Genomic DNA, 20,471 nt, shown 5'->3' with positions numbered 1-20,471 from the left:
TTTTATTCACTCCTTAGTGCATCTTCTATTTCCTCTAAAGTTGGGTACTCACCTTTTTTTATTATCTTTCCATTAACCTTTGTTATAGGAAGAGCTTTCATCTTTTCTTCCTTTACAAATTGTGCTACATCCTTTGCTACCATAAACACAAGACCATGGGTTTGTGGTTGATATCTTTCCACTTGTAAATCACTATATTTTTCTTGTAAGGTTTTTATATTCTCTTGTAGTCTTACTAAAGTTTCATCTACAGAAGGTCCACATATACCTGTAGGACAACACATTGGCTTCTCAAAAAATTCTAGTTTCATAATTCATATCTCCCTTTATTCTTAATGTTATTATTTTTTAATATGTGATTTTAACTATTATTGAAATTTATAATTTTCTATATGCAGATTAAATTGTTATAAATCTAGTAATTGAATTCCGATGAAAAAACTTATATATTTTATTTTGCACAAAATCCCCAGTTGAATACTAACAAGTTTCAACTGGGAATTCATGTTTTACTACTTAATTTTAAATTTAAGCTATATATAGGGAACCAAATAAAATACTTAACTTGTACATAGAACCTACATTAGTTCCCTTAAGATTTTTGAAAATGAGTAAATTAACCTTTAACTAAGGAAATCTACATAACATAAATCAGTATTATGCTTTATCATTAAACCAATGCCTAGTGTTATTAGCTATTTTAACAAGAGTTAACATTACTGGCACCTCTACAAGTACCCCTACTACAGTTGCTAGTGCTGCTCCTGACGTTAATCCAAATAGTGCAATGGCTACGGCAACAGCTAGTTCGAAAAAGTTACTAGCTCCAATCATTCCTGCTGGTGCTGCAATGTTATGTGGCAACTTCCATACTTTTGCCCATCCATAAGCTATACCAAAAATTAAGAAGGTTTGAATTGTTAGTGGAATTGCTATTAAAACTATATGAAGTGGATTATTAATTATTATCTCTCCTTGGAAAGAGAAGATAATAACTAATGTCAATAATAATCCCATTATAGTAATGTTATCGAATTTCTTTAAGAATACAGTGTTAAAGTATTCTAGCCCTTTATTTTTTATCACTGTTCTTCTAGTTAAGTAACCCGCAGTTAATGGTATTACAACAAATAAAACTGTAGATAATATTAATGTTCCATAAGGTACTGTAACATCACTTACCCCTAACAAGAAAGCAACAATTGGTGTAAATGCAAGCAAAATAATTAAATCATTTACTGCTACTTGAACTAAAGTATATGCTGGATCACCTTTTGTTAAGTGGCTCCAAACAAATACCATAGCTGTACATGGTGCTGCTCCTAAAAGTACTGCCCCAGCTAAATAATCTTTTGCAAGATCCACTGGTATCCAACTTTTGAAAACCACATTAAAGAAAAATGCAGCAATTAAATACATTGTAAAAGGCTTAATAAGCCAGTTTGTAACACAGGTAACTATTAGTCCCTTTGGTTTTTTTGTAGCATTAACTATACTTGAGAAATCTATTTTCAGCATCATTGGGTAAATCATTAACCAAATTAGTATAGCTACTGGAATTGATACATTATAATATTCAAACTTATTTAAAGTCTGTGGAATAATAGGTAAAATTTGCCCAACTAGAATACCTACTACAATACAAATTGCAACCCAAAGGGTTAAGTATCTCTCAAAGAAACCTATACCCTTATCCACTTTTTTATTTTCTTTTGACATATACTATGCCTCCTCTATATTTTTATGTAAAATCCTAACCAAGTACCACAGCATGTCAACTACTTGTTAGCTATTGTCTTATTATTAAAATGTCTTAAAAGTAATTTTGCTTTATATTCAACTGCTTTACCTACTGTGATATGATTAAAGCTTTTTAATTTAAATTAAGCTCTCCACTTTGGATTCTCCTAGCTAAGTCCTTAACCTTATTCTCAATAACTTTTGCTGTTTTAATAAATTCTTCATCACTTTTCCCTGTAGGATCCTCTAATCCCCAATCTTCAACATGTTTTCCTGGTAAGAAAGGACATACTACATTACAACCCATTTTTACTACTACATCAACTTCTGGTATATCTGATAAAAGCTTTGACTTTTGAGTTTGGTTCATATTCACTCCATATAAATCCTTTATTATTCGCACTGCATCCTGATTTATTTGTGGCTTTGTTTCAGTTCCTGCAGAATATGCTTCAAATATCTCTTCTGCAAATAACTTTCCTAATGCCTCTGCCATTTGAGATCTACAGGAATTGTGTACACATATAAAGGCTACTTTTTGTTTCATAAAATTTCTCCTTTAATCAAAATATAGTAATACTGCACTTTAGCAGTAAATTCTTTTCTCCAATTCTTTCTCCCTTGCGGATTAATCTTAGTATAGTGTGTTCTCTTGCAAAGTATCACTGAGTTCAAGCTACCTTACTTTATAATGTCCTTTAATTTTAAATTTCCATCTTTAAAGCTATCACAATTCAATCCCGCATCCTTATACTTTTTTAATCTTCCATAGTCTTCTTTAAATAATTCCATTTCATCACTATAGTCATTAATAACTTCTGAAAGAAAAGGATATTGTTTTATAGCTTTTTCGTTTATTTTGTAGTAAACATACTTACCTGCTTTATAGTAATCTAAAATTCTAGCATTAGTTAGCTTGTTTAAGTGTCTAGAAGCATTTGATTGATTTATATCTAATATAAGTTCTAGTTCACAAACACATAAATCACCCTGTGTTAGTAGATATAAAATTCTCATTCGAGTCTCATCAGCTAAGGCTTTCATCACTTGTAATAAATCCAATTTATTCACCTCTCATATTAACATATTCGTTTATAATCATATGATATATTATATTATGCCTCTTTTCAATATTGGTTACAGCAATTTTAAAAAATTAAATACTTGTCTAAGAATGTATAGAAAAGAATAATAACCCTCCTGTAATACTACTGAGGGTTATTTGAAAATCTTCTCTTATTATTGTATATATTCTGCCGCCAAAATACTTTCTTTTCTAAAATGCCTAATACTATGGCGTAAGTAACAAAAGGCTTCTATTTCTCTATCTTTTATTTTTAATACTTTAATTTTTCTTTGAGTTATCTCACTATTTTTCATATACATTATTGTAATTACCTTATGCTCTTCTAAAGATGTCTTTAAATAATTCTCATACAATTTTTAACACCCCTTAATTAGAACTATAAAAGTATTATACCATAAAACTTAGCTTCAATCAAACATTTGTTCGCATATTTGTTTTTTTAAAATCTATTGCTTTTTCTCTAGCTATAAGTAGATAGTTATAGCTAATTGCTGACCTTTCTGTTTAACGGCTTAATTGTATAATAGCTAATAAAGAGAAAATAAATTATAATATTTATTATAATTACCAGAGAATTTATTAAGTTTGAAATAGTTTTAAATTATTTATCTATTTCAGAAAAGAGAGGGATATATGTTTACAGAAATTACTAATGAAATCATTAAATCAAAGGAGAAGTTAAGGGACTTTGAAAAGCTTCAAGCAATGCTTAAAACCACTAAAAAAAACCTAGAAAAAGAAAACTTAAGACTTGAAGACTTAAAAGAAGAACTTGATAAGGAAGCTCTAGATGTAAAGAAATTAGAGGGCTTAACAATTAATGCTTTATTTCATAGTATTCTTAGGGACAAGGATAAGCAATTAGAAAAGGAAAAGCAAGAGTTACTACTTGCTAAACTAAGATATGATGAATGTCATAGCAGTGTGGTTTCTTTAGAGCAATTTATTTCAAAATATGAAGCTTCTTTAAGTGAATATAATGATTGTGAAAAGGAATATGAAACTTTAGTTGAGGAAAAGAAGAAACTTATATTTAATGTTAATGATAAAACTAAACTCCAATTAATTAATATTACTGAAGAGTTGGCTAACATCCAATCTAATATTAAAGAATTAGAAGAGGCACTTGCTGCTGGAAATGCAGTTAGCTCCAAATTACAAGAGGTGATTTCAGACTTAGAAAGTGCTGAGAACTGGGGAACTTGGGATATGTTTGGTGGTGGCTTTTTAGCGACGGCTTCAAAACATTCTAAAATTGATGAAGCAAATGACCATGCTTTTATAGCTCAAAACCTTATTAATAAGTTTGAGACTGAGCTTAAGGATGTAAGCATTGGTTCTGATCTTGCTCTTAATGTAGGTAGCTTTGACACCTTTGCAGATTACTTTTTTGACGGGTTAATTTCTGACTGGGTTGTTCAATCACAAATAGAAGAATCTCTCCAGAATGTAATTAATGTATCTAATAATGTACAAGTTATTATTAATAGACTAAACACTTCTTTAATATCCATGAAGGAAAAAGCTAGAGCTAAAAGAGAAGAACTAAATGCCTTTATTGAAAGTGTTTAAATACTATGTACTTATAATGTTCTAATAAAACTATAGTTATAAACTTTGTAAGATATTTTTTTACCACAAAATAAAAAAAGATATCTTCATATAATCTACATAACTTTATACTAGAATAAAGTTACCGTAAATTTAATCAATACCCCATCCCAAAATTTGATTAAATTATCCCCATTGATAATAATTTTCTAAAAGGACTATGTGAAGTAAACCTCACATAGTCCCTTTGGCTTATATTTATATTTATGATTACTACTTACCCCTCTGATTAATAACCTCAGCCACAACTCTAGCCACATACTTCATACTATTTTTTGCTTCTTGAACGGTGTTAGAAGTTGCTCCAACTTCTAATAACAAGGCATTATCACTTAAATCCTGATTATAGTACCTTTGCCCATTATAATTAGTATGAAGATTTTTTTCTCTGAACAAATTTGGGTATTTTTCTTTTGCCACACTAAATATTGCATTTATATTTTTCATATGGGCTTTATATCTAGGATCACTAGTGGTTGTAACAATTACTAGCCTTGCAACATTCTCATTGTTTACTTTAGCAGTAACATTTTCCTTTGCAGGTCCAGCATCCCTGTGCAAATCCACTACAAAATCAAAGTCTCCAAACTTTTTAAAATAATTATTCATGGTTGCTCTAGATTTTGCATAGGCTGAGTTATAATCTAAATCATGAATTGTTTTATCATGGATTACTGTGAAACCTTGTTTTTCAAATTCCTTTGCCAGCTCATCTCCAACCCCAGCTACTGTTTGTGTTAAGTCCATCTTTCTCGTTTCCTTCAAATCATAAGCTTCAGTAGTGTGAGAATGATATATTAGTATTTTTTTCTTCGAATTATCCTGTGGATTTCCCACAACATCAACAGAGGGCTTTTCTGCCTTAGTAATACTGTTATCATTTAAAGTGAATGGATTAATTGCAATTTCTTCTGCTACCTTTGCTTCTTCAACTACTTTACTATCTTCCTTATCATCAATAAATTCTTCCTTTATATTATTAAACTCTAAAAAAGCTAACTCCTTATGCATAACTTTTAAAGGATTCAATGAGAGCAAATTTAAAATACTGCTATGCTCCTCTTTTGAGTTGGCCTTAAAAATAGAAATAGTATTATTCATGAAACTTTCAAATATTATACTATTATTGTTATTAGCATTCTCTGACGCTGCCTTAACTTCTAAATCTAATCCACTTACAATAATACTAGTGGCCATCAGTGAAATTCCAATTGCCTTGAGACTTTTTCTTGTTAGCATAAAGCTATTACTTAACTTGCTTTTTTTCTTCATTTCTCTTCCCCACCTAAATTAAACTTTGATATTTAAACTCCATGTATCCTCTAAATAACTGTGCCTAAATTACTTATAAAGTCCTAAATATCAATCTTCCCCATAAGTTAATCACTTTAAATTTATATACCGTAAATTTATATAATTATATGACGGCTTAAAATTATTATGCTAATTAAATTTTAAAATCTTTTGAGGAAACATAGTAATATTAATAATTGCTATTTTAAAAAACACCCTCAAAATTACAGTAATTTTGAGAGTGCTTCATTTAATCTATAAAATTAATCTATTATGTTTATGCTAAAATGCATTTTAAATCAATATTTCCATATATACTAATCCTATTTTAGTATATATAGTAGGACGTTGGATTTATCTTTTCATCACTTGAATTTCTAACTTCAAAATGTATATGTGGCCCTGTTGACCATCCTGTGGAACCTACTAAGGAAATCTTTTGTCCACCTTGAACCTGCTGGCCTTTACTTACTAATAACTGTGAGTTATGCGCATATAAACTACTGATACTTCCATGGTTTACTATTACTACATTACCATATCCATTCATCCACCCTGCATAAACTACAGTTCCAGCCATTAGGGAATATACTCCCGAACCATGAGGAGCACCAATATCTATAGCAGGATGAAACTCTCCATTTCCCTTATAAGGACCATTTCTATAAGCATATCCAGAAGTTATAGGGTAGGCAACGCCTCCAGTGATTGAATAAATTTCTCCATTAGATACTTGTCCACTTCCGCTATCTTCAGAATTTCCTCCACCTACTGAACCTCCTCTTGAAGGTCTTGATGGTTGTTCCATATCCTTAATCATAGCTGTAACCTGATCAAATTCATCTTCATATTGTGCAAGAATTTTTTCTTGATTATCTATATCCTCTTCTGCTTTAGCTACTAGAGTGTTTTTTTCATCCTTCTTCCCATTTAATTCATTTAGCTTCCCTTGTGCTAAAACCTTTGAATCTTCAAGACTTTGTTTTTCTAAAGCGAGCTCTTTTAACGTAGAAGCTAACTCTTCTTGATTCTTCTTAAAGTCCTCCAGTACACCTTTATCATACTTTATAAGCGTTGATATAACTTCTATTCTTTCTATAAAATCAGATAGACCTTCAGCTTGAAGTAAAGTTTCAACATATCCTTGCCCTTGGTTTATATATAAGGCTCTAAGTCTCTTATCCATTATAATTTTATTTTTTTCTAAATCTTCCTGTAACTTTTTTGATTTTCCTTCAAGATTTACTATGTCTTCTGATGTACTTTCAATTTTTAAATTTAACACTTCAACTTCTTCATCTAAAACTGAAATATTCTTATTTAATTCTTCTACTTCCTTTAATATATCACCTTTAGTGTTTTCTAAAGCCTTAATAGCTTCCTTATTCTTTTTTATATCCTGCTGGATGCTGCCTGCCTCCTGTTTCTTTGTTTCTAACTCATTAGCCATAACTGTTGTAGTTAATAAATTACCACACAATACTGTAGCAATTATGAATTTTACTGTTTTATTCATACTTCCTCCTTCTATAAAGCTTGTCCTTTGCCAACTTATTAATAATATAAGTTTATAAGCTTTATCCCATTATCTATTTCTAAAATTTGAAAATTCCTTGTGAAGTCGAATTTGGACATATGTAAGCAAATTAAAACGGTGATTACTTACAAAGGAACTTTAAGTTTCCTTTAATTTTTAAATATGTATTACATTTAGTCAGAATAATATACTGCTAAAAAACTCCCCATTATTATATTTCGTAAAAAAATGTAGTTTTTTTAATGCTAATATTAAAAAAATGTGTATATAACTATATTTATTATGAAAATTTAATAATATTCCTATAAATATAATATTTCCTGCTAATATTATAACTAAAAGTATTATAACATTACAAGGGTTTGTACCTTCCAATTTTTTCTTTCTACTTCATATTCTACATATTCTATCATATTCCTTCTAGATATTTAATTTTAATTCATACTTAGCCATCCGTTGACATATACGCCTAAAAATATTAAATAAAAAAGCTAGGTATTTTTCCTACCTAGCCCAATAATAAATATAACTAACTAATTATAGATTTTTAATTTGCCAATCAATAGGTTCTTTTCCTAAGTCTCTAAGGATTTCATTAGTCTTAGAGAAATGCCTACAGCCAAAGAATCCTCTACTAGCTGAAAGTGGACTTGGATGCACAGTTGTTAATATAAAGTGGTGTTTATTTGTAATTAATTCACCCTTTTCTTTAGCATTGTTTCCCCAAAGGAGAAATATTATCGGCTCTTCTCTTTCATTTAACAATTGTATTACTTTATCAGTAAACTTCTCCCACCCTTTATTTCTATGTGAATTAGCTTGACCTTCTCTAACAGTAAGTACTGCATTTAAAAGTAATACCCCTTGCTCTGCCCAAGGCACTAAATACCCATTATTAGGGATAAAACAGCCTAAATCCGCTTTAAGTTCTTTGTACATATTTAATAAAGATGGTGGTATTTGAACCTTTGGCTGAACAGAAAAGGAAAGCCCGTGAGCTTGATTAGGACCATGGTATGGATCCTGCCCTATAATAACTACCTTTACATCGTCATAGGATGTAAACTTTAAAGCATTAAAAATATCATGTTTGTCTGGATATATTGTTTTAGTTTTATATTCTTCAATTAAAAACTCTCTTAGCTTTAAGTAATAATCCTTTTCAAATTCACCACTAATTAACTCATCCCACTTATTGTAAAAATTAACCATTACTTTCATCCCTTCACCCTATGTTAATATAATATAAACATTATCTTTATAATTTCTTCATATTACTCTGTTATTATACTATTATAACATTAATAAGATAAAGTAATGCTTTTTCATTAATCCCCTAATGAGAAGTAGAACTAGTAATCAATTGGATTACTAGTTCATGTTTTTTTATAGAGTTTTTTATCTTTCCACTGCACTAACTATTGGTTTTCCATCACTATCTACTAGCACAGTTAAGCCTCCTCCATAGCCAGCCCAAGTAAATAAGTAGTTTACTCCTGTTTCCCTATCCACAAATATCTTGCAACCCTCTCCAAGTGAACTTTCCTTGTGAATAACCTGGAATCTTTTATTGTTATCAAACATACCTTTCCTCCTATAACTTATTAATCATACTAGCTTGATAAGCAGCACCAAAACCATTGTCTATATTTACTACACTTAGTCCACTAGAACAGCTGTTAAGCATACATAAAAGTGCTGAAACTCCCCCAAAATTTGTACCATATCCAACGCTAGTTGGTACTCCTATAATTGGTTTATCTACAAGTCCTCCAATTACACTGGCAAGAGCCCCTTCCATTCCAGCCACAACTATTACAACTTTCGCCCCTCTTATAACTTCTAATCTATTAAATAATCTATGAATTCCTGCCACTCCTACATCTACAATCTTCTCAACTTTGTTTCCAAAGATTTTAGCAGTTTCGTAAGCTTCCTCTACCACTGGTAAGTCAGAGGTTCCTGCTGCTACTATAGCAATATAACTTTTCGTAGTTTGCATTTCTTTCCTTTTTACCGTGATAGTTCTACCTAAATTATTATATTCAGCATCTTTACAAACTTTCTTAACTTCTTCATACATTTCTTCTGTAGCTCTAGTTCCTAGTATGTTGCAATTCTTTGTAGCCATAAATTCAAAAATACTTTTTACCTGTTCAACAGTTTTTCCTCCACAGTATATTACCTCTGGATATCCAACTCTTAATTCCCTATGGTTATCTATATTTGCAAAGCCCATATCTTTATATGGTAAGTCTACAAGTTTTGTCACTGCATCTTCTATGTTTATTTCATCAGCCTTAACTAACTGTAATAACTGCTCTAAAGAACTCTTATCCATTTCCCTTTCTCCTTTTGTTCCTATATATTATCTTACCCCTATACTAACTCTGTACATTTCATTAATAAAATTTATATAATCATTCTCTACCAACTTTTAATTCAATTTCTTCTAAAACTTCTTCTGCTTCTTTTACATCTCTTGCAGGTGCAATTAAAATTTTATCATTCCTTGCACCCTCTTCAGTAGTAAATATCAACCCAATACTATTAAAATTTTCACCTATAACTGCTTCACCAAGACTTAAAAATACACCATCCACTGGTGAGTTTTCATCGCCACTCCAATATAACATATTTGAATAAGAGTTCTTTGTTAGTTCTACACTTACATGAGGATACTTTTTATCATTAATATAAATATATCCTCTAAAGTTATTAGGTTTTAGAACTTTTCTGTAAGTATAACCCTGAACCCTTATATCAACATTCTCTTCATTACTTTCTTTGCTTTTATTTAATATTACCCCCTCTAAATTAAGGTCAACTTTTGTTGGCTTAGAGTAATAAATAAAGCCCAATGCTATACTAAAAATTACTACTAGTACTAGTATTCTTCTTTTATTCAATATGCTCCTCCTACTAATCCGCTTTATTGTTCCATTCACATTTTAATAAGTCCATGTAAACTACATCTGAAAATTTACCAGTTCTACTGTCGAAGTAGCCCTCTCTTATAATGCCTATTTCTTTAAAGCCTAACTTTTTATATAATTTTTGTGCTCTTTTATTATCTATCATTGTTGTAAGTTCTATTTTATTTAAATTTAAAAATCTAAAAAGGAAATCTATAAAATGGGTCAATGCATCTTCTCCATAACCCTTTCCTTGTTCTTTTAACTCACAAATTTTTATGCCTAATTCACATTTTTGGTTTCTACTATCCCATCCGCAATAATTCATTTCTCCTATAGGTTTTAAGGTATCTTTATCACAAATTATAAATCTCTTTTGCTCCTGAAACATAGCTGTACTTTCTATTTCCTTTAAAATGTTTATTCTTATAGCTTCCTTACTTTGTAGTGTTCCAAAACAGTGAGTTGCATGTTCCATAAGGTTACTATCATTCCACCACTTATAAAGATACTCCTCATCCCCTATTTCTAATTGTCTTATAACAACTTTTTTCCCCTGAATCATCTTAATCCCCCAATTTAAATAAACTATTTATTAATATTAGCCTCAGGCTAAAAACTTATTTTATCTGTTCCTAAAGATGCTATGAATATTTAGAATTACTCGAAGTTTTCAACCAATTGTACATATTAATATTAACATAAATCAGCAGTCTATAGGCTGTGAAAGCATTAAATTTTTATGTTATTATAATTTATAATATCCATGGTCCTAAGTTTAAAACTACCCTTATTGCTAAAATAGTGAAAATATAAAATCAAACCTATTAATTCTTATGTATATTTTATTTATTCATATATTATAGGTATAATAACTTTATCATGTTAAATTCAAAGGAGGTTTTCTTTTGAGAAGAGAATATGTAAATTACCCTTCAAATATACCTATTACTGTATCTTATGTGGATATTAAAGAATATCCTATTCATTGGCATTACGCTATTGAGATTATTTATGTTCTTAAAGGTACCTTAGAGGTCTATATTAACTCAGTAAAATATGAAATTCATCAGGGCCAATTAGAAATTATAAATGTAGATGAAGTTCATCATCTTCATAGTAAGGAAAATAATAAAATACTAGTTTTTCATATAGATCCTTATTTTTTTGAAAAGTATTATTCAGATATAAAAAATATGTTTTTCTATACAAAATCCTCATCCTTACATTCCCAAAGTAGTGAAGAGTATGATGAGCTAAGAACATATTTATCTAGAATACTCTGTGAAGTAGTTCAAAAACAAGAAGATTATGATGAGGAAATTGAGGATTTATTGGTTAAGCTTCTTTATCACCTTATAAATAATTTTAATTACTTAATTTATGAGAAAGAAGAACTTAAGGATGATGCTAATCAACTTCAAAGATATCATAGTATTTCAAAATATATTTTTAATAACTACAACAACAATATAACTCTAAAAGATATTGCAAATAATGAATTCTTAAGCCCTCAATACTTATCTCATGAAATTAAATATGCTACCGGCTACAGCTTTACAGATTTAATAAATCTTACTAGGGTAGAAGAATCAATAAAATTACTTCTTGATACAGATAAAACTATATCTGAAATTTCAGAGGAGGTAGGGTTTTCTCATACAAGATACTTCAATAAAAACTTTAAACTTCACTATAAGGTTACTCCCTTACAGTTTAGAAAAAGGTACAAAACTAATGGGGTTCAATTCGAAGAACTTAAAAGTTTCGAAGTATTAGATCTAAATGAGAGCATTACATACCTTTCATATTTTTTAGAGGACTATGATAGGTTTAACTATGAGGATAAGATTTTCCAAATAAATATTGATATGAATAAGGACTTAGGTAACTTTGATAAAAGTTTTAAGACTACTATTACCATAGGAGATGCCTTTGAACTTCTAATTGAAGATAACAAGGATACCCTAGAAGAAATACAGCGTGAAATTGGATTTGAATATGCCCGTATTCTTAATGTATTCACCGCAGATATGGCTATCTTTCCAAACTCCAGATTTTATAATTGGAATAGAACAAAGGACGTTTTAGAATTTTTATATTCTATTAATCTTAACCCACTTATTGTTATTGATTCTACTGATTTTACTGAAGATAACTTTATAGAAGTTATTGAATCCTTTTTGAGTTATTTTAGTGATTTAGATTCCGTAGACTTTAGATCCTTTAAGTTTGAACTTAGTAGTAAGCTTTCTGATTCCGTAAAATTAAAAATACAGGAATTATTTATGAATATCCATAACATTGAAATTGAAACGCCCTATCCAATGGACAAAGCTTCAGAAATAAATCCTATTTATGACACTGGCTATATGCTTCCCTATGTAATTCATAATATTCTAACCAATAGTAATAGCTTGTCATTCTTAAGACCCTTTGATGTGTTGGATAAACAGGTAGACTTAACAAACGAAGTATTTTTTGGATACCCTGGTCTAATTAATGATAAAGGTATAAAAAAGCCTTCCTACTATGGTTACTACCTTTTAAATAAACTTGGTGATACGGTAGTTGCTCAGGAAGATGGATATATTGTCACCAAAACTAATGATGAATATCAAATTTTACTTTATAACTTTCATAAAGATATAGATAAACTAATACCTTTAGAAAGGTTCTCAAAATTGAGAGGAGTAAAAAATGCTACTTCAAAGAAACTTTCTTTAAACATAATCAATACTTGTTCTGATATTAAAATTACTAGTTACGAAATAAGTGAAAAACAAGGTTCTTCTTTCAACTATTGGTTGCAAATGGGTAAACCTAAAAGATTAAGCAAGGAAGAAAAGGAAATTCTTTATAAAGCATCTTTTCCTCAAATAAGATTTAAACATTTCAAAAAAAGTGCTGTAATAAATCTTCAAGGTCTACTGAATAGCTACGGCGCCATTCTTATTTTAATTAAAAAAGTACAAAACCACCATTAATAAGGTGGTTTTGTGCTTTTTTTTACATTTAGGAATATACAACCTTCTCATAAAAGTACCTTTTATTAAGCATACAAGTGAATGTAAAAATTTCACTTAATTTCTATAATAGAATTATAGGAATTAATTTAAAACCAAATAAAATTTCAGGTTAAATAATTGAAAGGTACAAAGCTTACCATTTAATTTATAAACATTGTTTTATAACCCTAAATAATTTTGAAAGAGGATTGATAGTTTGATTCACTATATAAAATCAATAAAACAACTTTATATAGAACACATAAAATTGAGGTGGAATTCATGGGAATGGACGATAGAATTTTTTCCGACGGAAAAATTAGTAAGATACTTTTAAGATTTGCTATACCAGCTATTATTTCTTTATTAGTAGCTGAACTTTATAATATGGTGGATACTATATATGTTGGTCGCTACATTGGTGCTAATGCCATTGCTGCACTAACTATAGCTTTTCCAATTCAAAGATTTTTAATTGCACTTGGTTTTTTAGTAGCCGTTGGTGCTTCTACTTATGTATCACGAAATCTAGGGGAAAAAAACTTCCTAGAAATTGAGAAAACTATAATTAACGCTTTTGTAATTACCCTAACTCTTATGGTGTTTATGACTTTTCTTATATTTTTCTTTAAAGAATCTATACTCTATAAACTTGGAGCCAGTAACGTAACCTATTCCTTAACTAATGAGTATGTATCTATTGTTTTAATGGGTGGTATTTTCCAGTGCTTAGGATTAGTAGGTTGCTATATTATGACTTCCTTAGGAAATACTAAGATAACCCTTTATGCTAATTCAATTGGTGCTATATTGAATATTATTTTAGATTACATTTTAGTAGCCTATTATGGAGTAGGAATACAGGGAGCTGCTATTGCCACAGTAGTTTCTCAAATTGTTTCCTTTTTCTTTGTTCTTTATAGGTTTAAAGAAGTATTTAAAAGTTTTAAAATTAAAATTTCAATAAGATCAATTTTTTCTTCCTTAAGTTTAGATATAACCAGTGGAATAATAGCTATTGGATTCTCTACTTTTGTAATTGAAATTTCTGATGCAGTAGTGTCTGTAATATTAAACAATTTGCTTTATTCTAAAGGTGGGGATACAGCAATTATAATCATCGGTGTAATTACAAAAATTTCTATGTTTATGTTTATTGCAATAATTGGTATAAGCTCTGCTATGCAACCTATAGTTGCCTACAATTTTGGAGCTGAAAAATATAATAGAATGAAAGAAACAGTTATAGTCTCAATTAAAACTGTTACCATTATATCAATAATTTTCGCCGCAGTGCTTGGTTTCTTATCTAATGAAATTATAGGCTTTTTCTTAATGGATGAAAAAATATTGCCTTCAGCAGTAAAAGCCTTTAGAATTTGCATTTCATTGCTTCCTTTTGCTGGTGTTTACTACATTGGCATATATTATTATCAAGCAATTGGTGAAGCTAAAAAAAGTTTCTTTTTATCCATTTTTAGGCAACTTGTAGTTTTCATCCCTTTAGCAATAATTTTTGTTCAAATATTAGGAACCTTAGGAGCTTGGATAGCCTATCCTATTTCCGATTTAATATCATCTTCTATCTCCTTATACCTTTTAAATAAAGCTTCAAAGAAGGATATAGCCTCTGACAAATTACCTAGTAAAAAAGTTGCTTTGAATTAATTAAATAAAAATTCTTTAAAAAACTGCTTCCATTAAATATTCTGGAAGCAGTTTTTTTATTTTATTTCTTTGATTTTATTTTATAGTTTGTTATTTTATTTTTGATTTTTACTTACTTTTTGGCTCCTCCAAATAAAATCTTCTGCCATTTCTTGTTTAAACTTTGTCATTTGTTGTTTTGCTTGGGGACTTATTGCACGGTGTCTAGCTACATTAATATTTTTCATAAACTATTCCTCCTTTATTTTTAGAATTAAATTTCATTAAAATAAATTTTTCAAGGATTTATTTTATAGGGAACCAAATTCAACAATGAACTTATACATATAATCTACATTGATTCTCTTATGGCTTTTGGATATGAATGAAATAAATTTCTACCACAGAAGCCTATAAAAAACATTAAAGTAATAGAGCCCTTATGAAATTTTTTTTATCTTTATTTACACTTAAATTTCAGAAGGTAACTTTCTATTAATAGTTTGTCCTTATATTTAGTTTATAGACCTTGTAATTTTTCTTCCCTTTGGATAATCTTTTTATTTGTTAAAAATAATCTTATTTTTGCATTTTTAAAAAGCCATATGTTATAATAATATTGACAACCGATATCGGAAATAAATATTTTAGGAGGTTCCATTTTTGAAAAATCAAATTGCAAGAAAATTGTTTTTAGGTTTTATACATATACACATTCTACATCATGGTGCTAAAGAACCTTTCTTTGGTTCTTGGATGATTGATGAGCTAAAACATCATGGCTATGATATGAGCCCCGGAACTTTATATCCAATATTACATAATTTGGAATCAAGTGGCCTTTTAAGTAAGGAAGAAAAAAATGTAGAAGGTAAAATTAGAAAGTACTACTCTACTACTAAAGATGGTGAAGAAGTACTTAGGGATTTAAAAGAAAAAGCTCTTGAACTGGTAAAAGAAATTAGTGAATAGTAAAGGAGAATTTTTATGTTTAAGTTAGAGAATATAAAATACAAGAACATCTTAGATATTCAAAGTCTTACAATTCCAAATGGGAAAATCACCTCTATCGTAGGTTCAAGCGGTAGTGGTAAAACTACCCTTTTAAGACATTTAAATAAGCTTATCTCTCCGAGTAGTGGAAGTATATTTTATTTTAATACCCCTTTAACAGAAATAGATTCTGTTGAGCTTAGAAGAAAAGTAGTAATGCTTTCTCAAAATCCTGTTATTTTTACTGGGACAGTAAAAGATAATTTGCTATGTGGCTTAGGTTTTTCTGAAAAAACTTTTCCTCAGGATAATAAACTAAAAGAAATTCTAGAAATAGTGGAACTAAATAAGCCTCTTGAAGAAAATGCAGAAATTTTATCTGGTGGAGAAAAACAACGTCTGGCCCTTGGGAGAGTTATATTAATGAATCCTGAGGTGTTCTTGCTAGATGAGCCTTCATCAGCTCTTGATGAAGAAACTGAAAATCTTATGGTAGCTAAATTAGCTTCCTATATAAAAGCTAATAATAAAACTTTAGTAATGGTTACCCACTCTAAAACCATTGCTTTAAGATTTTCAGATAATATTATTGAGATTAGTGGTGGAAAAGTAGTAAATGGAGGTGACTTTTAAATTATGAATGGAGTAATTGATTTGGGAATAATTCAAATGATTTCTGTTTATATATTTGTTGTGATTTTACTGATAATTGTAAAGAAAAGAGGAATTTCTAGAGAAAAGGAAATACTAATTTCCTCCATAAGAATGACAATTCAACTAATCATTACTGGATATGTACTTGTTTATTTATTTGAAAACTCAAACCCAATCTACACTATCTTAGTTATAATTGCCATGGAGGTTTTTTCAATATATAACATTTTTAAAAGAAGTAACCTTAAACTTTCAAAAAAGCTAAAAAAAATTATTGCCTTATCAATGATCTTTGGTACCCTTACAAGCCTTTTTTACTTTCTATTCGTAGTAGTTAGAATTAGTCCTTGGTACAATCCTCAATACTTTATTCCCATTGCTGGAATGCTTATAGGAAATTCAATGACAGGTATTACTTTAGGTGTAAATAGACTTGTAGATGGTATGACTACTCAAAAGGCACTTGTAGAGGCTGCTCTAATGCTTGGAGCTCACCCTAAGATTGCAGCAAAATCAATTATAAATGCTGCCTTTGATGCTGCAATACTTCCTACTATTAATTCTATGGTAGGCATGGGAATTGTTTTTCTTCCTGGAATGATGACTGGGCAAATACTATCTGGTACTGCACCAACAACAGCCATAGAATATCAAATTGCCATAATGCTCGGAATCTTAGGTAGTGTTGCTTTGACAGTTATAATCTTTGTTCAACTTGGATATAAAACCTTCTTCAATAAGGAAGCTCAACTAGTATTTGAAGATTAGTTTTCCTATTGTCCTATATACTTAGTTATTCCCCCTAGCCTATATTAATATTAAAACTTAGAGAAATTACTATAGATACTTCCATAAAAAAGCACAATCTGAAGAGAAATGTATATTATAGTAATGTGTAATAATACTAAGGAGATTAATAATGTTTGTGCGTAATCCTAATTCTAATTACACTGTAGAAACAGATGAAGAATTATCTTATGTGCCTTTAAATAATAAGGCTTTTGATGATTCAGAGGATGAGGATATTTATATTCATAAAGATGACAGTGATCAGCGTTACTTACCACCGTTCCTTAATAATCCACTTACTGACTTATTGTTCGGGCCCTCTAATCCACCCGGTCCACCTGGTGGACCAGGTGGCGGGCCTCCTGGCGGCGGATTCGGTGGGCCTCCAGGTCCACCTCCATCAATGACCCCAAGTAAGTCCGGTGCCTCTTTCCAATCCCAAGGTTTTTTTGGTGGACCACAGGTTAAAGCTGTATCCCCTGGCTCTATTAGACCCTGTAGATTTCAATTTGTTTACATTTGGCTTAGAAATGGCCGTTCCTTCTGGGCTTGGCTTACTTATGTAGATAGAAGAACAGCTTCAGGGTTCAGATGGAATGGACGAAGATGGGTGTACTTTGGAGTGGATTTAAGAAGAATTGATTATTTTGAGTGCTATGGAAGAAATAGCTTAAGAGCTTCTGAGGTTCCAGAAGATTTAAGAAATATGCAAGGACCTCCTGGAGCTCCACCATCAATGACTCCTACTAAACCTGCTACTGCTTTTGGCGCTCAGCCTTTTGCTGTTTCGCCTGAATCTATTAGCCGATGCAGATTTCAGTTTGTTTATATTTGGCTAAAAAACGGCACTTCTTTCTGGGCTTGGCTAATAGATGTAGATAGAAAAACTGCTACTGGTTTTAGATGGACTGGTAGAAGTTGGTCTTTCTTTGGAGTTAGTTTAAGTAGAATTGAATTCTTCCAATGTTTTGGAAGGGATTGCTTAGGAGATTCTGAGGTTTCAGAGGATAGTTTTCAGGTTCCAGAAGATTTAAGAAATGTGCAAGGACCTCCTGGACCTCCACCATCGATGACCCCAAGTAAGTCCGGTACTTCGTTCCAATCCCAAAGCTCTTCTGGTGGACCACAGGCTAAAGCTGTTTCCCCTGGCTCTATTAGACCTTGTAGATTTCAATTTGTGTATATTTGGCTTAGAAATGGTACTTCCTTCTGGGCTTGGCTCATTAATGTAGATAGAAGAACTGCTTCTGGTTTTAGATGGAACGGACGAAGGTGGGTATACTTTGGAGTAGATTTAAGAAGAATTGATTATTTTGAGTGCTATGGAAGAGATAATAACAGAGGTTTTGGTAATCCATTTGAAAATCTTTTTGGACCTCCTTCAGGACCTCCTGGCGGTGCAAATGGTCCAGGTGGAAACCAAGACGGTCCTCCAGGACCTCCACCTTCATCAACACCTAGTAAATCAAATGTATCTTCTCAAAGCTTAATGGGAGGTCCACAGGTTAAAGCTGTTTCTCCTGGTTCAATCAAACCATGTCTATATCAGTATGTATATATATGGCTAAATAATGGCCGTTCCTTCTGGGCTTGGCTTACTAGAGTGGATAAAAAATCTGCTTCTGGCTATAGATGGACTGGATTTAACTGGACTTACTTTGGAGTTGATTTGAAATCAATCAATTATTTTGAATGCTATGGTAGAAGATTTGAAGGAAGAAGCGATAAATTAGTGAAAAAAGCTGGCCTTCCTGATGTTAATAATATGAGTAATCTTAATGCTACAGAAAATGCTAATACCATGGGTAATTTAGCTAATATGCAGGATCTTGCTAACATGAACGGTGCCATAACTCCTACTCCTGTAAATATGGTAAATGTAGTTCCTGAAACAATTGATACTGATTTAGATTTGGATTTAAATACGGAGGTAATTACACCTGTAGAAACTACTGAAACTATGGAGGTTCCTCCCCCTGTCCAAACTGCAGAAAATGCAAATGTTACTACTGATATCAGTGCCAATTTGGAACCTCAAACCTTAGAGCCTGAGAAGATAAAGGTTGATTATCCAGTGATTAAAGATTTACCAAATGAAGAAGTGCAGAATAATATTAATGATGCTATCATTAGTGAGGTTACTTCTTTATTAAATAATCAAGTTCTAGTTCCAGAGCAAAAGGATATTAAAGAAGTAGAAGTTTCTTATCAGGTACCTTTAATGGAAAAAGGATTGCTTTGTATAGTGTTCTCTATTTATATTAATGCAACTATGAATCAGAACAATACAGTTTTCAGCTCACTAACCTTTGACACTAATACTGGTGAAAAGTATGAACTTGAAGACTTATTTAAAGATGATTGTGATTATGAAAATCTCTTAAGTGATATGGCTGTTAAAAAATGTGATGAAATAGAAGTTCCATTAGTAAGTGACTATGAAGGCTTATGTGACAATCAACAATACTATTTAACTCCTAATGGAATTGTGCTTTTCTATCAAGTTGATGAATATACTCCTAGTTCCTACGGATTATTCAGAATTCCTATAGGGTATGAAGAACTTGGCGACCTATTAAATACCTATAATCCAGTATGTAACTTTTTATACTAAAACTTAAAATAAGGCAAGAGCTATTTTATTAGCTCTTGCCTTTAAATTTACTAAAGATTAATACTATGAAAACTATCCATATTATTATTATTATTGAACCTGCAATCCAATTATTTATCTTATTACCTTGAAATAGGTTCTTTGCCTCTTCCCTACACTGCTCAATTATATTTTTGGGAATAAGTTTTAATGCAATAGTTATACCTAAAGGGATAAGAATTAAATCGTCTAAATACCCTAATATAGGAATAAAGTCTGGAATTAAATCTATGGGGCTCATAGCATATCCAACAACAATAATTGCAAAAGCTTTAGCATACCAAGCTACATCTTTCCTTTTATAAGCTAAATAAAGTGCTCCTACTTCTACCTTTAACTCTTTTGACTTTCTCTTTCCAAAATCTATAGCCTTTTTTATATAATTCATGTCTATTACCTACTCTATTCTTAAATATAAGTTATAACCTTCCTTAAACCTGTTCCAAGGTTTAAGGATCTTTATCCATATTTTCTTTTCCTAACAAGTTGTTTTCAGCTTTATCATCCTAAGTTTAGATTCATTAATAACCTGCACATAAAAAAT

Annotated in this window: 21 protein-coding genes; 7 read left to right on the top strand and 14 right to left on the bottom strand. The window is 30.6% G+C overall.

Annotated elements, in window-relative coordinates:
- Nucleotides 1-2: 2 nt before the first annotated feature.
- The 5 genes from arsD to C661_RS0102840 all read right to left on the bottom strand — a co-directional run bounded on the left by arsD (nucleotide 3) and on the right by C661_RS0102840 (nucleotide 3,180).
- Complete coding sequence (arsD, locus tag C661_RS0102860) at nucleotides 3-311, bottom strand: arsenite efflux transporter metallochaperone ArsD (protein WP_017413786.1); 309 nt, start codon at nucleotides 309-311, stop codon at nucleotides 3-5.
- A gap of 346 nt (nucleotides 312-657) precedes the next feature.
- Nucleotides 658-1,719, bottom strand: a complete 1,062-nt coding sequence (gene arsB, locus C661_RS0102855; RefSeq protein ID WP_017413785.1) for an ACR3 family arsenite efflux transporter — start codon at nucleotides 1,717-1,719, stop codon at nucleotides 658-660.
- A 154-nt stretch (nucleotides 1,720-1,873) separates the two neighbouring features.
- On the bottom strand, nucleotides 1,874-2,287 hold the full coding sequence (locus C661_RS0102850) for an arsenate reductase ArsC (RefSeq protein WP_017413784.1): 414 nt from the start codon (nucleotides 2,285-2,287) through the stop codon (nucleotides 1,874-1,876).
- A 134-nt stretch (nucleotides 2,288-2,421) separates the two neighbouring features.
- Nucleotides 2,422-2,811 (bottom strand): ArsR/SmtB family transcription factor, encoded by a 390-nt coding sequence (locus C661_RS0102845; protein ID WP_242825967.1) that lies wholly within the window; start codon nucleotides 2,809-2,811, stop codon nucleotides 2,422-2,424.
- Nucleotides 2,812-2,979: 168 nt separating this feature from the next.
- The gene (locus tag C661_RS0102840) at nucleotides 2,980-3,180 is read right to left on the bottom strand and encodes a hypothetical protein (protein ID WP_017413782.1); all 201 of its coding nucleotides are present in this window, start codon (nucleotides 3,178-3,180) and stop codon (nucleotides 2,980-2,982) included.
- Nucleotides 3,181-3,460: 280 nt separating this feature from the next.
- On the opposite strand from C661_RS0102840, the gene C661_RS21175 reads away from it, so the two are divergent.
- Nucleotides 3,461-4,399, top strand: a complete 939-nt coding sequence (locus C661_RS21175; protein ID WP_017413781.1) for a hypothetical protein — start codon at nucleotides 3,461-3,463, stop codon at nucleotides 4,397-4,399.
- Nucleotides 4,400-4,651: 252 nt separating this feature from the next.
- Here the strand turns inward: C661_RS21175 and C661_RS22600 are convergent, their stop codons facing one another.
- The 7 genes from C661_RS22600 to C661_RS0102800 form a co-directional block, all read right to left on the bottom strand.
- A complete protein-coding gene (locus C661_RS22600; RefSeq protein WP_017413780.1) occupies nucleotides 4,652-5,710 on the bottom strand; it encodes a stage II sporulation protein P in 1,059 nt (352 codons plus the stop codon).
- Nucleotides 5,711-6,059: 349 nt separating this feature from the next.
- On the bottom strand, nucleotides 6,060-7,247 hold the full coding sequence (locus tag C661_RS0102825; protein ID WP_017413779.1) for a murein hydrolase activator EnvC family protein: 1,188 nt from the start codon (nucleotides 7,245-7,247) through the stop codon (nucleotides 6,060-6,062).
- A gap of 558 nt (nucleotides 7,248-7,805) precedes the next feature.
- Nucleotides 7,806-8,480: a uracil-DNA glycosylase gene (locus C661_RS0102820; protein WP_026050912.1), complete on the bottom strand. Its 675-nt coding sequence runs from the start codon at nucleotides 8,478-8,480 to the stop codon at nucleotides 7,806-7,808.
- A 186-nt stretch (nucleotides 8,481-8,666) separates the two neighbouring features.
- A complete protein-coding gene (locus C661_RS0102815; RefSeq protein ID WP_017413777.1) occupies nucleotides 8,667-8,852 on the bottom strand; it encodes a DUF6440 family protein in 186 nt (61 codons plus the stop codon).
- Between the two features lie 10 nt (nucleotides 8,853-8,862).
- On the bottom strand, nucleotides 8,863-9,609 hold the full coding sequence (larB, locus tag C661_RS0102810) for a nickel pincer cofactor biosynthesis protein LarB (RefSeq protein WP_017413776.1): 747 nt from the start codon (nucleotides 9,607-9,609) through the stop codon (nucleotides 8,863-8,865).
- Between the two features lie 79 nt (nucleotides 9,610-9,688).
- Nucleotides 9,689-10,177 carry a hypothetical protein gene (locus C661_RS0102805; RefSeq protein ID WP_017413775.1) on the bottom strand — a complete coding sequence of 163 codons (489 nt, stop codon included), beginning with the start codon at nucleotides 10,175-10,177 and terminating at the stop codon, nucleotides 9,689-9,691.
- A 13-nt stretch (nucleotides 10,178-10,190) separates the two neighbouring features.
- Nucleotides 10,191-10,748: a GNAT family N-acetyltransferase gene (locus C661_RS0102800; protein WP_017413774.1), complete on the bottom strand. Its 558-nt coding sequence runs from the start codon at nucleotides 10,746-10,748 to the stop codon at nucleotides 10,191-10,193.
- Nucleotides 10,749-11,091: 343 nt separating this feature from the next.
- Between C661_RS0102800 and C661_RS0102795 the strand changes: the two genes are divergently transcribed.
- Entirely contained in the window at nucleotides 11,092-13,170 is a 2,079-nt protein-coding gene (locus C661_RS0102795) for a helix-turn-helix domain-containing protein (RefSeq protein WP_017413773.1), read from the top strand.
- A gap of 309 nt (nucleotides 13,171-13,479) precedes the next feature.
- Nucleotides 13,480-14,859, top strand: a complete 1,380-nt coding sequence (locus tag C661_RS0102790) for an MATE family efflux transporter (protein WP_242825966.1) — start codon at nucleotides 13,480-13,482, stop codon at nucleotides 14,857-14,859.
- 95 nt (nucleotides 14,860-14,954) lie between these two features.
- On the opposite strand, the gene C661_RS24375 is transcribed toward C661_RS0102790, so the two are convergent.
- Nucleotides 14,955-15,086, bottom strand: coding sequence for a hypothetical protein (locus C661_RS24375; protein WP_017413771.1), 132 nt, complete (start codon nucleotides 15,084-15,086; stop codon nucleotides 14,955-14,957).
- Nucleotides 15,087-15,501: 415 nt separating this feature from the next.
- On the opposite strand from C661_RS24375, the gene C661_RS0102780 reads away from it, so the two are divergent.
- The 4 genes from C661_RS0102780 to C661_RS24475 all read left to right on the top strand — a co-directional run bounded on the left by C661_RS0102780 (nucleotide 15,502) and on the right by C661_RS24475 (nucleotide 19,888).
- Nucleotides 15,502-15,810, top strand: coding sequence for a PadR family transcriptional regulator (locus tag C661_RS0102780; protein WP_017413770.1), 309 nt, complete (start codon nucleotides 15,502-15,504; stop codon nucleotides 15,808-15,810).
- Nucleotides 15,811-15,825: 15 nt separating this feature from the next.
- Nucleotides 15,826-16,464, top strand: a complete 639-nt coding sequence (locus C661_RS0102775) for an ABC transporter ATP-binding protein (protein WP_017413769.1) — start codon at nucleotides 15,826-15,828, stop codon at nucleotides 16,462-16,464.
- Between the two features lie 3 nt (nucleotides 16,465-16,467).
- On the top strand, nucleotides 16,468-17,253 hold the full coding sequence (locus C661_RS0102770; protein WP_017413768.1) for an ABC transporter permease: 786 nt from the start codon (nucleotides 16,468-16,470) through the stop codon (nucleotides 17,251-17,253).
- A gap of 151 nt (nucleotides 17,254-17,404) precedes the next feature.
- Nucleotides 17,405-19,888 (top strand): DUF3298 domain-containing protein, encoded by a 2,484-nt coding sequence (locus C661_RS24475; protein ID WP_050551809.1) that lies wholly within the window; start codon nucleotides 17,405-17,407, stop codon nucleotides 19,886-19,888.
- Nucleotides 19,889-19,916: 28 nt separating this feature from the next.
- Here C661_RS24475 and C661_RS0102750 read toward each other — a convergent pair whose 3' ends face one another.
- Nucleotides 19,917-20,315 carry a YkvA family protein gene (locus C661_RS0102750; protein ID WP_017413767.1) on the bottom strand — a complete coding sequence of 133 codons (399 nt, stop codon included), beginning with the start codon at nucleotides 20,313-20,315 and terminating at the stop codon, nucleotides 19,917-19,919.
- Nucleotides 20,316-20,471 lie beyond the last annotated feature (156 nt).

It is taken from the genome of Clostridium tunisiense TJ (genome assembly GCF_000300195.1).
Lineage (GTDB): Bacteria > Bacillota > Clostridia > Clostridiales > Clostridiaceae > Clostridium_J > Clostridium_J tunisiense.
This window is presented reverse-complemented; position numbering and strand designations above follow the sequence as displayed.

Bases quoted from the DNA above. Each gene is read 5' to 3' on its own strand.
- arsD (WP_017413786.1), bottom strand. From the start codon at position 311: ATGAAACTAGAATTTTTTGAGAAGCCAATGTGTTGTCCTACAGGTATA.
- arsB (WP_017413785.1), bottom strand. From the start codon at position 1,719: ATGTCAAAAGAAAATAAAAAAGTGGATAAGGGTATAGGTTTCTTTGAG.
- C661_RS0102850 (WP_017413784.1), bottom strand. From the start codon at position 2,287: ATGAAACAAAAAGTAGCCTTTATATGTGTACACAATTCCTGTAGATCT.
- C661_RS21175 (WP_017413781.1), top strand. From the start codon at position 3,461: ATGTTTACAGAAATTACTAATGAAATCATTAAATCAAAGGAGAAGTTA.
- C661_RS22600 (WP_017413780.1), bottom strand. From the start codon at position 5,710: ATGAAGAAAAAAAGCAAGTTAAGTAATAGCTTTATGCTAACAAGAAAA.
- C661_RS0102825 (WP_017413779.1), bottom strand. From the start codon at position 7,247: ATGAATAAAACAGTAAAATTCATAATTGCTACAGTATTGTGTGGTAAT.
- C661_RS0102820 (WP_026050912.1), bottom strand. From the start codon at position 8,480: ATGGTTAATTTTTACAATAAGTGGGATGAGTTAATTAGTGGTGAATTT.
- C661_RS0102815 (WP_017413777.1), bottom strand. From the start codon at position 8,852: ATGTTTGATAACAATAAAAGATTCCAGGTTATTCACAAGGAAAGTTCA.
- larB (WP_017413776.1), bottom strand. From the start codon at position 9,609: ATGGATAAGAGTTCTTTAGAGCAGTTATTACAGTTAGTTAAGGCTGAT.
- C661_RS0102800 (WP_017413774.1), bottom strand. From the start codon at position 10,748: ATGATTCAGGGGAAAAAAGTTGTTATAAGACAATTAGAAATAGGGGAT.
- C661_RS0102790 (WP_242825966.1), top strand. From the start codon at position 13,480: ATGGACGATAGAATTTTTTCCGACGGAAAAATTAGTAAGATACTTTTA.
- C661_RS24375 (WP_017413771.1), bottom strand. From the start codon at position 15,086: ATGAAAAATATTAATGTAGCTAGACACCGTGCAATAAGTCCCCAAGCA.
- C661_RS0102775 (WP_017413769.1), top strand. From the start codon at position 15,826: ATGTTTAAGTTAGAGAATATAAAATACAAGAACATCTTAGATATTCAA.
- C661_RS0102770 (WP_017413768.1), top strand. From the start codon at position 16,468: ATGAATGGAGTAATTGATTTGGGAATAATTCAAATGATTTCTGTTTAT.
- C661_RS24475 (WP_050551809.1), top strand. From the start codon at position 17,405: ATGTTTGTGCGTAATCCTAATTCTAATTACACTGTAGAAACAGATGAA.
- C661_RS0102750 (WP_017413767.1), bottom strand. From the start codon at position 20,315: ATGAATTATATAAAAAAGGCTATAGATTTTGGAAAGAGAAAGTCAAAA.